Origin of the sequence: Novipirellula galeiformis, from assembly GCF_007860095.1 — a bacterium.
Classification (GTDB): Bacteria; Planctomycetota; Planctomycetia; order Pirellulales; family Pirellulaceae; genus Novipirellula; species Novipirellula galeiformis.
Map to the genome: position 1 here is coordinate 567,617 of NZ_SJPT01000001.1, position 15,265 is coordinate 582,881.

Annotated in this window: 10 protein-coding genes; 6 read left to right on the forward strand and 4 right to left on the reverse strand. The window is 55.9% G+C overall.

Annotated elements, in window-relative coordinates:
- Nucleotides 1-15: 15 nt before the first annotated feature.
- Both Pla52o_RS01990 and Pla52o_RS01995 read right to left on the reverse strand, forming a co-directional pair.
- A complete protein-coding gene (locus Pla52o_RS01990) occupies nt 16-1,461 on the reverse strand; it encodes a division plane positioning ATPase MipZ (protein ID WP_197168941.1) in 1,446 nt (481 codons plus the stop codon).
- A gap of 76 nt (nt 1,462-1,537) precedes the next feature.
- Entirely contained in the window at nt 1,538-2,632 is a 1,095-nt protein-coding gene (locus Pla52o_RS01995; RefSeq protein WP_146592901.1) for a hypothetical protein, read from the reverse strand.
- Nucleotides 2,633-2,949: 317 nt separating this feature from the next.
- Here Pla52o_RS01995 and metH point away from each other — a divergent pair, with 317 nt between their 5' ends.
- Nucleotides 2,950-6,654 (forward strand): methionine synthase, encoded by a 3,705-nt coding sequence (gene metH / locus Pla52o_RS02000; RefSeq protein ID WP_146592902.1) that lies wholly within the window; start codon nt 2,950-2,952, stop codon nt 6,652-6,654.
- A gap of 57 nt (nt 6,655-6,711) precedes the next feature.
- On the opposite strand, the gene Pla52o_RS02005 is transcribed toward metH, so the two are convergent.
- Both Pla52o_RS02005 and Pla52o_RS02010 read right to left on the reverse strand, forming a co-directional pair.
- On the reverse strand, nt 6,712-7,287 hold the full coding sequence (locus tag Pla52o_RS02005) for a nitroreductase family protein (RefSeq protein ID WP_231612026.1): 576 nt from the start codon (nt 7,285-7,287) through the stop codon (nt 6,712-6,714).
- A 296-nt stretch (nt 7,288-7,583) separates the two neighbouring features.
- Nucleotides 7,584-9,644, reverse strand: coding sequence for a prolyl oligopeptidase family serine peptidase (locus Pla52o_RS02010; protein ID WP_146592904.1), 2,061 nt, complete (start codon nt 9,642-9,644; stop codon nt 7,584-7,586).
- Between the two features lie 489 nt (nt 9,645-10,133).
- Between Pla52o_RS02010 and Pla52o_RS02015 the strand changes: the two genes are divergently transcribed.
- The 5 genes from Pla52o_RS02015 (at nt 10,134) to Pla52o_RS02030 (ending at nt 15,000) form a co-directional block, all read left to right on the forward strand.
- The gene (locus Pla52o_RS02015; protein WP_146592905.1) at nt 10,134-12,389 is read left to right on the forward strand and encodes a ribonuclease R family protein; all 2,256 of its coding nucleotides are present in this window, start codon (nt 10,134-10,136) and stop codon (nt 12,387-12,389) included.
- Between the two features lie 35 nt (nt 12,390-12,424).
- Entirely contained in the window at nt 12,425-12,592 is a 168-nt protein-coding gene (locus tag Pla52o_RS26580) for a hypothetical protein (RefSeq protein ID WP_197168942.1), read from the forward strand.
- A complete protein-coding gene (gene gcvT, locus Pla52o_RS02020) occupies nt 12,589-13,710 on the forward strand; it encodes a glycine cleavage system aminomethyltransferase GcvT (protein ID WP_146592906.1) in 1,122 nt (373 codons plus the stop codon). Before Pla52o_RS26580 ends, gcvT begins: the two co-directional genes overlap by 4 nt.
- A 39-nt stretch (nt 13,711-13,749) precedes the next feature.
- Nucleotides 13,750-14,151, forward strand: coding sequence for a glycine cleavage system protein GcvH (gene gcvH / locus Pla52o_RS02025; RefSeq protein WP_146592907.1), 402 nt, complete (start codon nt 13,750-13,752; stop codon nt 14,149-14,151).
- 66 nt (nt 14,152-14,217) lie between these two features.
- A complete protein-coding gene (locus Pla52o_RS02030; RefSeq protein WP_146592908.1) occupies nt 14,218-15,000 on the forward strand; it encodes a lipoate--protein ligase family protein in 783 nt (260 codons plus the stop codon).
- The last annotated feature ends 265 nt before the right edge of the window (nt 15,001-15,265 follow it).

Here is a 15,265-nt window from a genome sequence, read left to right on the forward strand (position 1 = left end):
CTACGCCTTGTCACCCTACGCCTTGTCACCCGCAAAGTTGTCGACGATGCCGATGCCTTGAATTCCGGATTCGAGCAGATGGTGAGACAACGCGTTGATTTCTTCGTTGCTGGTGTTTTCAACATCGCGGACGATCATCGCGCTCGCCATGCGGCTTGCGATGGACAGGGCGACCGGTGTGTTTCCGAGGGGGCCGTCGACGATGACCAGGTCGAAGTGTTGTTTCAGCGTGTGGATCAGCTTACCGATCTCCGCTTCGGTGGCTTGTGCATTAGGCTCGCTCGGGAACAACGGAAACAAGGTGACGTTGTCTTCGACCGCGTGAACGGCGATCTCGCCGAGCGACAAACTGCCGCGAATCGCGTCGAGCCATCCATGTTCGACATCCAAGCAGAGATCATCGACGAGCGTCGGGGCGACCAAGTCCACATCAACCAAGGCGACACGAATGCCCGCGGCGGCGGCGGCCATCGCAACCCCAGTCGCAACGGTGCTGCGTCCCTCTTCGGGATGCACGCTCGTGACGAGCACACTGTCGAGTCCGGTTTGGACGGCGCTGAGCATCTGTTCGGCAACCAATTGGAACAGTTCGCCTTCAAAGAATAGCTTCGCGACATTGCTAGGCACATCAAATTGGTCGACCTCCCAAGCCGCTTTTAGCTGCGTGGTCGCGGCCACGACTGGCTCACTTGCCACGTCCGGTTCGGCCGCCACGATGGGGTCGGCCGCCACAATGGGGTCGGCCGCAGGGGGCGCAAGCGTCGTAGGAGCGGCGGGAGCGAGAGTCGGGTGAGCCGGGTGAATGTGGTGGGTGGCCGCGTCGCTCTCGGTTTTAAGTTCCGGGGTCGAGCGAGCCGCAGCGGTTTTGCTCGATAAAATCCGCTGCAATTCGATAATTGATGCTTCGTGCGACTTGGGCTTCGTCGCCGGGGCTGCAGCCATTGGTGCCGGTGCTGGAGTTGCCGGTGCTGGAGTTGCCGGTGCGGTGGGGGCTGGTTCTTGGGCGATCACGCTGTGCCGCTGCGGAGCCGCCTGGGCCGTGGACTGGGGAGCCAGCGAATCGAGCGCCGCGTAGCTGGCCTCGCTGAATCCGCTGCCGATCACGTCGGTCGTGCCCGCGTACAAATCGCTTGGAATGGACGTGATGGTGTGCTCGACCGAAGTCAATAATTCGGCGCGAGGGAAGGAGGGCGATTCCATGGCCTCCTCTGGCTCTGCGGCAATCTCATCTCGCCGATTCGTGACGCGAATGTCGCTTTCGAGATGCGGTCGTGGCACGATCGGTTGCGTTTTCTGGTCGGCTCGGACTTTTTGATCATCGGATGCATCGACCCACCACGTCGCAGAGGATCGCGGTGGGGTTTCGGTAGACGCGTTTTGCTGCTGGTGAGGACGAACCGTAGCCACGCTTCGGTTTCGTCTTGCAAATGCTTTGACAAAGACTTGATTGTTAGCGGTCATGGTTCTTACCGAGCGATGAATGAGATGAAGACGTGGGGACGATGGAGGAATTACAGCGAAATCGGAGCACGCGGGCTTATTTCACTTCCGGTGCCGAGGGCAGGTATTTTTCCCAATTCAAGATGCCACGAGGCGTATCGGACTCCTGGTGATCGGAGGTGGTTGAATCGGAGCTCGAATCCAAAGGAGCTTTCGTAGGCGGCAATTCAGGAGGTTCCGCTCCCGATGCATCCAATCCCGTTAATTCTTGATTCGTTGGCGTGGGCTTGCCCGCAGCGTACGACGAAATGGCGGTCTGCGGCGTCGAGGCTTGCGTGCCGGAAGCGTTCGCTGCGGCAATTTGTCCCGGTCCCGTTGCCATCATACTGCTGACGGTGTTGGCCTGCGTTCCGCCCGACAAAGCAGGTAGTTCGAGGTCCGTCGGTTGATCAAGACTTGCCACGCTCGGCATGCCCGGTTTCGTTTTCGTTACCGATTTGGGGGACATCAATGCAACGCTTGCTTCGGGGGCCGTGGTACCGCTGGGGCTTGGGTCACGCTTGTCCGTTTGCGTTTTTTTCAAGTCCGCGTCTGCGAAAACAACCAATGCCTCAGGTGAAGTCAGTTCCGTCGTAACGGAATCAGCGACCGCCGGTTCGGTTGAGGACTCGCTGGCTCGACGACTCACTTTTAACGCAAAGAAAATGACGAGCAAAAGCATGGCGATGACAAGTGCATTCGCACGCAGCAACTCTCTCCAGTTTCGCTTGGGTTGGTCTTGGTTAAGTGTGTTCGCCGCGTCATCCCGTTCATCGTCATGAACCACGGTAAACGAGGATGGTTGGCTGGGGGTGGCCGTCGGCTGAGGCGGGGCCATCGGCTGACGCGTGGCAGCCTGAATCGCCGTCTCATCGGCCCGTGATACCCGCTCCGCAGATTGCGGTGCCGGACGTGGGTTGCCCGCTTCGGTGGGCGCGATCACGGTGGGGTGTGAACTGAGGGCCGCTGGCGTTTGACAAGCGGAATCGCCGCTCTTGCACGTGCTTTGAGGCTGACTCGGGTATAGATTTCTCAGCTCAAACAAGGTGGGCGGAAGTGCGTTGGATGCGTGGCCGTCGCCAATGGATCGTGAAGCCGTTGCTCCGATCGATGGGCGCCTGCCGTCTTGCGTCAATTTTTGCGAGACGGTCATGTGATCTTCCTGATACACGAGTGCGAGGCGATTCAAGCAGTAGTTTTCAACCATGGTGGGACTGACCCAGACCCTACGGGACTAGATCGGTACGCGACATGGATGATCTTTAGGAATCTGCGGAATAGTCAAACTTTGCCGATTGATCAAGATGGAATGGCATCTTTGTGGGGCTCGATCCAGCGGAAATCGACCCACCAAAACCTCATCCCCTCGTGAAACGAAGTCATCACCTTGTGAAACTGAGTATCGAGTACGAAGATGGAGGTCCAAGTATCGCACCCACCCGCCTGTTTTCGCTAAAATTTCACGGCACCATGCTTCACTCCGAAACCACTCCCAGCGTTATTTCCGAGCTTTTACGCGAGCGAATCCTGCTGCTCGATGGCGCCATGGGGACCATGATCCAACGATTGGGGTTGGATGAAGCTGGGGTTCGCGGCGAACGATTTGCTGACCATGCTAGCAATAAAGATCTGAAAAACTTTTCGGACATTCTTTGTCTCACTCATCCCGAGAAGATTACGGCGATCCACGCGGCCTACTATGAAGCGGGCAGCGACATTGTCGAAACCAACTCGTTTGGGGCTTCTCCGGTGGGGATGGTCGAGTTTGGCTTGCCACTCGAATTGGTCGACGAGATCAATCATGCCGCCGTTGCCTGTGCTCGCAAAGCGGCGGACGAGTGGACCGAACGCACTCCCGACAAGCCTCGTTTCGTCGCCGGGTCGATCGGCCCGACCACCAAGCAACTTGCGATTAGCACCGAAGACGATCCGGCACATCGTGGTTCCACGTACGAGGAGCTTGTCGACAGCTACCGGGCTCAGGTCGAGTCGCTCGTCAACGCGGGGGTCGATATCCTGTTGCCCGAAACGGCGATCGATACGCTCAATCTCAAGGCGTGTTTGTTCGCGATTCAAGATTTCTTCAACGCGGGGGGACGCCGGGTGCCGGTGATGGCGAGCGGCACGTTCGGGGATGGGGGACGTACGTTTGTCAGCGCCCAAAGCGTGGAAGCGTTCTGGACGGCGATCAATCACTTTCCGTTATTGTCCGTGGGCATGAACTGTGCCCTCGGCCCCGACGTGATGCGTCCCCACATCGAGGAGCTTTCGCGAGTGGCCGAGGTGCCGATTTCGTGTCATCCCAACGCGGGGTTGCCCAACGAGATGGGCGAATTCGATCTCGGTCCCAAGAAGATGGCTGAGAAAGTCGGCGAGTACGCGGACAATGGTTGGCTCAATATTCTTGGAGGCTGTTGCGGTACGACGCCCGATCACATTCGTGCGATGGCCGAGCGGATCAAAGGGGTCAAGCCGAAGCAAATGACGCACGGCCCGGTTTACACTCGGCTCTCGGGCCAACTTCCGATGGTGATGCGTCCGGAGGTCCCGTTCACGATGATCGGCGAGCGGACCAATGTCGCGGGCAGCAAAAAGTTTGCGCGTTTGATCCGCGAAGAGAAGTACGAAGAAGCGGTCGAGGTGGCTCGTGAGCAAGTCGAAAACGGGGCAACGATCATCGATGTCAACTTTGACGATGGGATGCTCGACGGCGTTGCTGCGATGGAGCGATTTCTGAGATTGATCGCAGGGGATAATGTCGTTGCAGCCGTCCCGGTGATGATCGACAGCAGTAAATGGGAAGTGCTTGAGACAGGCCTTCGCAACGTTCAAGGCAAAGCGATCGTCAATTCGATCTCGCTCAAAGACGGCGAGGAAGAGTTCCTGCGTCGCGCCCGACTGGTGCGCCAATACGGGGCCGCAGCGGTCGTAATGGCGTTTGACGAAGAAGGTCAAGCGGCCGATGAAGACAACAAAGTGCGGATTTGTAAACGCGCTTATGACTTGCTTGTTAACAAGCTCAATTTCCCTCCCGAAGACATCATTTTTGATCCGAATATCTTGACCGTCGCCACCGGGATGGAAGAGCACAACAACTATGCGGTCGACTTTATCAACGCGGTGGCGCGGATCAAGAAAGAGTGCCCCGGTGCGAAGACTAGCGGTGGGGTGAGTAACATCAGCTTCAGCTTCCGTGGTAATGATCCGGTCCGCGAAGCGATCCACAGTGCGTTCCTGTTTCACGCCATCAAGGCCGGCTTGGACATGGGGATCGTTAACGCCGGGCAATTAGAGGTTTATGAAGAGGTGCCCAAGGCACTGTTGGAGCATGTCGAAGACGTGCTGCTGAATCGTCGTCCCGACGCCACCGACCGCATGCTCGAATTTGCCGAAACGGTTAAAGGTGGCGGCAAAAAGAAATCGGGCGAAGATCTTGCTTGGCGAAACGAATCGATCGCCGAGCGGATGAAGCACGCGCTGATCAAAGGCATCGACAAGTACATTGTCGAAGACACCGAAGCGGCTCGTCAGCACTTTGATAAATGCCTGCAAGTGATCGAAGGTCCGTTGATGGACGGTATGAAGGTCGTGGGCGATTTGTTTGGGGCGGGCAAAATGTTTTTGCCGCAAGTCGTCAAAAGTGCGCGAGTGATGAAAAAAGCGGTGGCCTATTTAGAACCGTTCATGGACGAAGAAAAGCGTCTTGCGGGGACTGAGAACGACGCCGCGCGAGGCAAGTTCTTGATCGCCACGGTCAAAGGAGACGTGCACGATATCGGCAAAAACATCGTCGGCGTGGTGTTGCAATGCAATAACTACGAGGTCATCGATCTCGGCGTGATGGTGTCGGCCGAGAAGATCCTTGAAGAGGCCGTCAAGCAAAACGTTGACATGATCGGATTGAGCGGTTTGATCACTCCGAGCCTTGATGAAATGGCACACGTCGCACGCGAAATGAAGCGTGCCAAGATGACGATGCCCTTGTTGGTCGGCGGTGCGACGACTAGCGCGAAACATACCGCGGTGAAGATTTGTCCGGCCTATGACGGTCCGGTGATCCATGTGCTCGATGCAAGCCGCAGTGTGAATGTGGTCGAACGCTTGCTCAGTAAAGAGCATCGCGATGAATTCCTCGCCAACAATGCCGAGACGCAAAAGAAGTTGGTTGCGAGTTTTCGTGATCGTCAGCAAAAGCTTGTGCCGTATGCCGAAGCACTCGAAAAACGATTCACGGTCGATTGGGCGACGACGCGAATTGACAAACCGTCGTTCACCGGGTTGCAAGTGTTAAAGGATTTTCCACTCGCGGAGATTCGGCCTTACATCGATTGGTCGCCGTTCTTCATGACCTGGGAACTGAAAGGCAAGTACCCCAAGATTTTTGACGATAAAGTGGTGGGAGCGGAAGCCAAAAAGATTTACGACGACGCCAACGCATTGATCGATCGAGTGATTGCCGAGGGGTCACTCAAAGCCAACGCGGTGTATGGTTTTTGGCCTGCGGCTAGCACCGGCGAAGATGTGATTCTCTATACCGACGAATCTCGCACGACCGAGCTGACACGGTTGCATTTCTTGCGTCAGCAATGGGAGCGTAAAGGGCAATCGGATTATCGTTCGCTTGCCGATTACATCGCTCCGATCGAAAGCGGCCGCCAGGATTACATCGGGGGCTTTGCCGTGACCAGCGGGATTGGTGCGGAAGAGTTGGCGACAAAATTTCGCGAGGAACTGGATGATTACAACGCGATCATGGTGCAAGCGGTTGCCGATCGTTTTGCCGAAGCATTTGCCGAGTTGTTGCACGAGCGAGCTCGCCAAGATTGGGGCTTTGGTAATACCGAGGGGTTGTCCAAAGAGGACATGATCGACGAAAAGTATCGTGGGATTCGCCCGGCTGCGGGCTACCCAGCGTGTCCGGATCACACCGAAAAGCGAACGCTGTTCGATTTGCTGGACGCTGAGAAAAACGCGGGGGTGGAGCTGACGACGAGCTACGCGATGTTCCCCGGCGCGGCGGTCAGCGGATTGTACTTTGGGCACCCCGAGGCGCGTTACTTTACCGTCGAGCGGATGACGAAGGATCAAATCGAATCGTATGCCAAGCGAAAGGGGCAACCGCTCTCGGAAATCGAGCGTTGGCTTAGCCCGAACTTGGCTTACGAACCTGAGTAAGGTGCGCTGATTAAATGTGGGATAGGCTTTGAGTCTGTCATCGCATCCACAACTCGCTCAATCGCGAACCCAGCGCACTTTGTCCGCCATTGCCCCGCGAGAACTCTCCGGCCAATCGCCTTTGGGATAGCCTAGGTAAAACAAACCAAGGGCTTGGTCGTTTTCTCCCAGACCGATAAAGTCGCGCATGGGGATGCTGGTGGCGACAAGGTTGGTCGACCAAAAGCCACCCAGCCCATGAGCCGTTGCGGTTAAGTGCATGTTTTGCACGGCGCAAGCGACGGCCAACAACTCGTCCAGCAGCGAGATCTTTTCGCTCGCTTGGCGTTTCATGCCAATCGCGATGACGACTGGAGCACCGATCGCATTCTCTCGCATCCCATCGTACTTCTTTTGCTTGAATGTTTCCTCGGTCGTCAAGCTCTTGTAGGTATCGGTCATGAACTCGGCCAGTCGATTTCGCGCATCGCCGCTGAACACGGTGAAACGCCAAGGCTCGGTCATTCCATGCGTCGGTGCCCAATTCGCGTTTTCGAGCAGTTCGTAGACGATTTTCTCATCGACATCGCGATTGGAATACTGTGTCGGTTTGATCGTCCGTCGGTCACGAATCACTTGGCTAACAGAGAGCATGTCGGGTCGGTTCCGTAAAAAAACAGGTGTCATTGAGCAAGTTACCGTTTTACCTGATTTGCAAAGCCGCGTTTAGCGAAGGTTCGATAGGTTCTCCCCGTGACGTGGCTACGCAAGGTGATGGAAATCCCGCTTCTGACGGTGAACGTGGCCCGCCCCCACTCCCGACCCGGCGCGTTAGCGAGGGACTACGCTGGTTGAGACTGGTCCCTCGCTGACGCTTCGGGTTGGGATCAATAGCGGTAATACGCTTGCGGAGACACATCGAGTGACTGGCCAGTGATAATCACGGGGCCCTACTTTACCTTCCAAGCTTCGTCGAAGAATCCGGCCTCGACGACCTTGCCGGGCCATAGCGAGTCCGCAGGCGTGCGAATGTCGATGATTGCCCAATCGGGAAGCTTGGGGACTTGGCGTGCATTGTTTAGATAGGCGTACTCGCGATACGTAAACCCACTGTTGACGACCACGTAACGATTTGGGTTTTTAGGATTCGGGTAAATCATCACTGGTGCATGATGCTTAGCGTCAAAGCGATTGTCATCTTCCCCGGCCCTCAGGCTGCATTCGTCCTTGGACCAGGTGATGGGAAGTTCGTTGTGGATCGAATTTAGGAACAAGTTGCTCGTGGGATCTCCGAACACAATCAGATGACTTGTCGCGATATCCTGGTCGCTAATTTCGGTATCCTTCTTGACGATCGCATCGCCGCGGAATTGACGTCGCCATTCACGCACGAGATGGTCCAGTTCGGATTTCGCCCACGCATCGGTCTCGGGGTGAAGTCCTTTGCCGCTGGGGGCGACGATGATAAATCGATCCATGAACGCATCATCAATCGGGCCTTGCAATCCGTGTCGCTTTTGGACGTCAGTCGACGCGGGACGGGGACCGATTTTCCATTGATCGCCCACGCGATGAATTTGGCATCGCCATGATCGGTCGGATTCCGGACGCGGGCCCACCAGAATTTGTTGGTTCGTCGCCGTTTCGCTGCCATCGTTGGCGTTGGATTCAACGATCTCGATTTGCACCGGTTGGCGAAGATCAAACGGGGCGTCCCCTGCATCGAGGTCCATTTGGATCCCACGAACGCCGTCGACCGTCAAGCGAATCGCATTTTCGGAACCGGACATAGTGGCGCTGACGCTCGCCCGTTTCCAGTGCTCGGCCAGTTCATCGATGGTCAACCAAAACGAACGGTTGTAACGCAGCGTATAGGTAGTGAAGTCGATTGACGTGGGCGCCCGGTCGCGTCCGTGGATGGCAAGGTTCGCAAGTTTGCTTTCGATCCTCTTCAGCGAATCGGGGTGGATGGCGTGCTTGGTTTGGGGGCCAATCAGGTGTGTTAGCTTCAGTCCTTGCTCGCCCATCGCTTGTTCCATGATGTCGGCGGCCTGTTTTTGAATATCCAGTTCGCCGCTGTACGCGATGGTTGGCAAATTGAGCAGGTTTGCGGTGTACCCGGTACAGTCATACAGTTGCCACAGCTTTTTCTCGTACCAAGTTGGTGTCAGTGTTTCGCCCTGGAACGATTTCAAGAATTCAGGGGTCTCTGAGAAACCGGCGCCCGGCGTAGCGGCAAAAAATTGGCTGGGATAGTGGACGGCGAATTGCCAGCACCCTGCCCCGCCCATCGAGAATCCACGCATGCTGATGCGGTTTTCATCCATGCGATATTGCGACTTGGCGTGGGCCAGGGCTTCGAGCACATCGATTTCGCCGGCGAATTTAAACGCGTTGCTGTAGCGACCGTAGGGATGCACGACGAGTGTGTTGGCGGGCGAGATTTGTCCGACACGGTTCATCCGTTCGTGAATGAAAAGCGACTCGGTCGACCGTTCGCCGCGTCCGTGTAACCAAATGTCGGTTCGATACTCGCTCGCTCCGCTGAATTCATACGTCTCGGGGACCACCACACCGTAGGGCTGGACGGTGTCGTCGATATGCGATCGAAATCCTCGGACGACCAAGCCGGTTTGCGTGGTCCAGGGAGCGTTGCCGTTTTTGAGTGCGTCGGCACGAGCGTGTCCTTCGGCTAGCACTTGGCGAGCTTTGCCAATGTCGTTTTTATGAAACAGTTCGCGGTGCGCAATCGCATCGCGGATCGCACGCGAGAAAATCTCGACATCCGGAATCAGCGATTGCACTCGCAACTCTTTTGATTGGTGAAGCTGCTCGATTTTTGCATTTAGCTCTGTCAATCCGCCATCGAGTTCGTTTCGATCGGCCTCGCTAAGTTCAATTCCCACCGGGGGAACCGCACGGACGTTGTCGGCAACGTTATCGCGGGGGCCATCGGCCACAACCGAGGTGATCAGTAGCAAGAGGGCCAAACAGGCGGAGGTGCATCGCATTGGGGGCGGCCTTACGTTGGGGGGGCGGGGGCAGCGTGCTCAAACGCGAAGCGAGGCGAAATGAGTTCGTCGGTTCGAGCGGGTCGGTTCGAGCGGGTCGGGCGGCTGGTAAAGTAGATGGCATTGGGCTCGCGCTGTGCCGCTATCAAGGTTAGTGTCCTCACGCTGGCGTCGGGGGCGGCGCGTGAGGACCATTGTAATCCAATCAGGGTGGGGCCACGCAGCGGCCCTCCTTGTCGCGGTCGCACTGCAAATAATGGTGAACCTTTGGGGATGTCGCTGCGTCTAAACAGTCAATCCCCAGGCTCTTTTCCGCGCGGCATCGCTCCTTAGTGACGACCGCATTCCCCGATTTTTCTGAAAATCGCAAGCGGTTTTGGTGCTTTTCAGCCCAATAAGATGCCTGACGAGCACTTTCTGTGTCGTAAGAGGCCGCCGGCCTCCACAGGTGGAGTGTTCGGAACCTATCAATCGGATATCTTTTCCTGAATGGATGTATCACCCGAATTAACCGACCAGCTGCTTCGTCATATCAGCTCGTCTTTGTACCGCCCCAGCAAACCCAAGAATATTGCCAAGGCACTGAAGCTGGATTCCGATGGCTATCGCGAACTTCGCCGGGTTGTCAAACAGCTCGTGCTCGAAGGCCGCGTGGTCTACGGATCGAATCACTTGGTGATTCCCGCGGGTGCCTTTGAAGGAGGCAGCGATTACGTTCGCGGCACCTTCCGTCGCGCGATGGGCGGTGGCTTTGGTTTCGTGCGCCCAGGCGAACATGATGACGAAAGCGAAATCGCGGAACATATCTTTGTACCGCCTGGTTCGACTCATGGCGCCCTCGAAGGCGACATGGTCGAAGTCAAGCTGCAACCAAGTCGCAAGGGAGGCCAAGAAGGCGTCGTCGTCAAAGTACTTGAACGCGCTCGACGTCAATTCACAGGCACGTTTCGCATGATCAACGGCCACCCCGCGGTGTTTCTCGATGGAACCCCTTACGATCAACCGGTGTCGATCGGCGATGTGCGTGGTTTACCGCTCAGCGACGACGACAAAGTCTTTGTCGAGATGGTTGAATATCCCGACGATGATGGCCATGGTGGCGAAGCCGTCCTGCTAGAGCGATTGGGCAGCAGCAGCAATCCGGCGATCGATACGCTTACGATCATGCGGCAATACGCGCTGCCCGATGCGTTTCCCGAACGCGTGCTCGAAGAAGCACGCGCCCAAGCCGATGCCTTCAATGACGAAGAGGTGCCGGAAAACCGCAAGGATCTCACCAAGCTGTTGACGATCACGATCGACCCGTTCGATGCACGCGATTTTGATGATGCAATTTCGCTCCAACGCGAAGAGGGACGGTGGCGGTTGTGGGTTCACATCGCTGACGTCAGCAGCTTTATTCCGGCTGGCAGTGCGTTGGACGAGGAAGCCCGAAATCGAGCGACGAGCGTTTATTTGCCCGATCGCGTCGTGCCGATGATCCCTGAAATTATCAGCAACCACCTCGCCAGTCTTCAGCCCGATCGAATTCGTTTGGTGAAGACGGTCGAGATCGAAATCCTTGACGATTTGACGGTCACCCATTCGGAAGTTCACAACGCAGCGATCCTAAGCGACAAGCGTTTGAACTATGAACAGGTCGACAAGTTTTTGGCCAACCCCGATTCCCATCGCGAGCCATGGGGGGATGCCGTTTGTGATCTGCTTTCTCAGATGCATACGTTGGCGATGAAGATGCGAAAGGCTCGCTTCAAAGGCGGATCCCTTTCGATGGATATGCCCGACGTCAAATTGAACTTTGATCGCTCGGGTAAAGTCCGAGGAGCCTATCTGGTTGAAAATACCGAGAGCCATCAAATCATTGAAGAGTTCATGTTGGCGGGCAACCAAGCCGTGGCAACCTGGCTCGATGATTTGGAATTGAACTTTTTGCACCGAATTCATGAGCCACCTCAGCGGCGTAAGCTCCGCGATCTGTTGGCGTTTGTCCGCGATATCGGCTTGAACATTGATTCGCTAGAGAGTCGCTTTGAAATTCAAAGGGTGCTCGACTTGGTCGCCGGGACGCCACTCGAACAAGCGGTGAATTTCTCGGTCTTGAAGTCGATGAACAAGGCGGTTTATGGGCCCCAGCGTGAAGGGCATTACGCGCTCGATATGGAGCATTATTGTCACTTCACCAGTCCGATTCGTCGTTATCCCGATTTGTCAGTCCATCGCTTGATCGAAAAACTGTTGGAAGGGAAAAAAACACCCGACGAATCGTTTTCGGAATTGCTGCGTCTGGGGCATCACTGCAGCGACATGGAGCGAAACGCTCAACAGGCCGAACGCGATTTGATCGAGCTAAAGCTTTTGCACTTTTTGAAAAAGAAGGTGGGCGAGAAGCTCGAAGCGGTGGTCAGTCGCGTTTTCCCCGATGGGATTCACGCGCGTTGCATCAAGCTTCCCGTGGACGGTTTTTTGCCCGTCACATCGTTGCCCCGAGATCGTTACCGGTTTGAGCGACAGGGCCAACAATTGGTGGGCTTCCGAGAGGGGCATCGTTTTCGATTAGGGGATTTGTTAACGGTCCAAATTGCGAAAATTGATCTGCAAGAGCGGCAACTGTTCGTCGACTTGGTGAAAAATCATTCCTCGGAACACACGCCGGTCGTCTCCACGCGTGGGAAAAGTGACAAAATTAGGGCGGGAACGAAGCGGAAAAATCAGGCGCGGGAAAACAAGAAGCGGCGAAAGCGGTAGGCATTCCTCGGAGTGGGCTTTTCGATTGCTCGGTTATGGATAAACTGACGGCTGCTGGCCAATTCGGTTGCCGCACACCGATCATTAACATCACGGCCGATCCCGAACGCAATCGCACGAACACTCGCGGTGACGGCGCCTCGCGGTTATTGCGTCTCGCTGAAACTCGATGGAGACTCCTGCTACAAGCGGACCTGCCATGAATACATCGCTTGCCACTACCCCGTTGGACGCATGGCACCGCTCTGCCGGTGCAAAAATGGTCCCCTTCGCGGGCTATGAGATGCCGATCCAGTATGCGTCGATCGTCGGCGAACACCAAGCGTGCCGCACCTCTGCTGCGCTGTTTGACGTCTCACACATGGGACGCATTCGCTTTGACGGCGATGGCAGCGAACACTTGCTCGATCATCTGCTAACGCGTCGAGTTTCCGATTTGCCCGTGGGCGGCGTCCGCTACGGATTGATGTGTAACGCCGAAGGTGGCGTGTTGGATGATGTGTTAGTATCGCATTTGAAGACCCCGTCGGATCGACGATTTCATTTGTTGGTCGTTAACGCATCGAACCACCAGAAAATTATCGATTGGATCACTCCCCATCTGCCCGACTTTCCTACGGTCACGATGTCGGACCGTACCGAGTTGACCGCGATGATCGCAGTCCAAGGTCCCAAAGCGATCGACGTTTGCAAGAAATTATTCACGTTCGATCCAAGTCGCTTGAAGTATTACCAAGCCACGATTACCGATCAGTTTAAAAAACCGGTGATTGTCAGTCGCACGGGCTATACCGGCGAAGATGGTCTCGAATTGATTGTTCGCGCCGAAGAAGCCAACCGTGTCTGGGAGAATATTCTGCTCGCCGGACGCGACGAAGGCTTTACCGCGGTCGGATTAGGAGCTCGCGACACGTTGCGAATGGAAGCGGGGATGCCGCTCTATGGTCATGAGCTAAACGAGTCGATCGATCCGATCTCAGCCGGTTTATCGTTCGCATGTAATCTGCAGGATCGTACGTTCGTCGGTAGCGACGCGCTGCGAGCGATCAAAGCCGCAGGACCAAAGCAAGTTCGCGTGGGCATGATTCCCGAGGGGAAACGCCCGGCACGTGAAGGTTGTGATGTGCTCGATTTGGATGGCAACAAGATTGGCTGTGTCACCAGCGGCGGTCCGTCGCCGACGCTCGGGCACCCGATCGCGATGGCCTACGTCGCCACCCAACACGCAAACGACAAACAGTTTCAAATTGATATTCGAGGGAAGTCGGTTTTGGCAAACGCCACGCCGCTGCCCTTTTACAAACGTTCTAAGAAGGTTTGATCGTCCCAAACTTTCGCTCGTCACTGAAGGAATTTACACATGCCCCGTGATCCAGAAAACTTGTTGTACGCCGAGTCGCACGAATGGTGTGATGTGGTCGAAGAAGGTGGAGCAAAAATTGCAACCATCGGAATTTCCGCGTTTGCAATCGAGCAGCTCAACGACCTTGTTTACATGGACCTTCCCGAAGTTGGCAAAGCGGTCACCGCAGGGGAAGAGTTCGGTGAAGTGGAATCGGTCAAAGCGGTGAGTCCGTTGTACAGTCCGATCACGGGTGAAGTCGTCGAGGTTCATAGTGAGCTGCCCGACAACTTGGACCAACTCAACGATGATCCCTACGATTTCGGTTGGATTCTTAAGGTCAAGGTTAGTGACGACTCGAACTTGTCATCGCTGATGGACGCAGCGGCCTACAAGAAACAGTGTGCAGCGTCGGGTTAGTCAGGCAAACGCTTTCACGCCGCCGGCGGCAGGAAAACTAATTTTGAAGTGGGAGCCGTGACAGGCATGCAGGCGAGATTAATCGAGTTAGCAGCGGGCGGTCCGGCTGAGAATATGGCGATTGATCAAGCGCTCCTGGAATCCGTCCACTGCAACGCGGTTCCGACGTTACGTCTCTACACGTGGTCTGAGCCAACGGTTTCGCTGGGGTACTTCCAAAAGGCAACGGATCGTCGGACGCACCTGCCAAGTTCGACATCGGCGTTCGTGCGTCGCGCTACCGGCGGCGGGGCGATCGTTCATCACCACGAATTGACCTATAGCTTTGTTTGGCCTTTGCAGTACGCGTCGATGGGCGCCAAGGCAGGGCTGTATCAACAGACGCATCAAGCGATCGTGGAATCACTTCGATCGTTTGGCGTCCAAGCGACACGCTTTGGCGATGGGGGGAACGCGTCGGTCGCGGGCACCTGCGACTCCGCCACGCAGACCCCTGGCGCCTCGTCGGGCGATCCCTTTCTTTGTTTTCAGCGACGCACCGAAGAAGACCTAATCGTCAGCGGGTACAAGGTCGTCGGCAGCGCTCAACGGACCGGTCGAAACGCGGTTTTACAACACGGCAGTATCCTGCTCGACGTGACTCCGTTCGCCCCCGAGCTCCCTGGCATTGTGAACTTAACGTCACGAGTCATCGCCCTCGATCAGCTCGCTGTGGCGTTGGCGGAGGCAATGGCGAGCGTTTTTAAGCTTGAATTTGAAAAATTTTCCCTCGATGCGGAAGTGCAGCAAAGGGCACGCGAGGTCGTTCGAGAGCGGTTTGGGCAGCAAAGTTGGAACGAAAAACGCTGAATCTAGTGTTTGAGGTCACTGCGGCATCCCCCAGTGGGGGTGGGTTTTGCCCGGCTGGGTATTAAAATAGACGCAAAGGCGTCCGGACTTGCACTAAAACGCAAATACAGGCATTCTGCTGACCTTGAAACTGCTTAGAATCAGGCTTAGCGAATTGATTCGGACGCTTGAGGGCGGAAGCCTCAAGCAGAGAAAGCCATCTTCCTGTAATTTTAAACAGTTCTTGATCAGGAAACGGATTGATCAGGATTAGCCTGCAGTGGCG

Coding starts and splice junctions, on each gene's coding strand:
- Pla52o_RS02030 (WP_146592908.1), top strand. CDS start 14,218: ATGCAGGCGAGATTAATCGAGTTAGCAGCGGGCGGTCCGGCTGAGAAT.
- Pla52o_RS01990 (WP_197168941.1), bottom strand. CDS start 1,461: ATGACCGCTAACAATCAAGTCTTTGTCAAAGCATTTGCAAGACGAAAC.
- Pla52o_RS02005 (WP_231612026.1), bottom strand. CDS start 7,287: ATGCTCTCTGTTAGCCAAGTGATTCGTGACCGACGGACGATCAAACCG.
- Pla52o_RS01995 (WP_146592901.1), bottom strand. CDS start 2,632: ATGACCGTCTCGCAAAAATTGACGCAAGACGGCAGGCGCCCATCGATC.
- gcvH (WP_146592907.1), top strand. CDS start 13,750: ATGCCCCGTGATCCAGAAAACTTGTTGTACGCCGAGTCGCACGAATGG.
- metH (WP_146592902.1), top strand. CDS start 2,950: ATGCTTCACTCCGAAACCACTCCCAGCGTTATTTCCGAGCTTTTACGC.
- Pla52o_RS02010 (WP_146592904.1), bottom strand. CDS start 9,644: ATGCGATGCACCTCCGCCTGTTTGGCCCTCTTGCTACTGATCACCTCG.
- Pla52o_RS02015 (WP_146592905.1), top strand. CDS start 10,134: ATGGATGTATCACCCGAATTAACCGACCAGCTGCTTCGTCATATCAGC.
- gcvT (WP_146592906.1), top strand. CDS start 12,589: ATGAATACATCGCTTGCCACTACCCCGTTGGACGCATGGCACCGCTCT.
- Pla52o_RS26580 (WP_197168942.1), top strand. CDS start 12,425: ATGGATAAACTGACGGCTGCTGGCCAATTCGGTTGCCGCACACCGATC.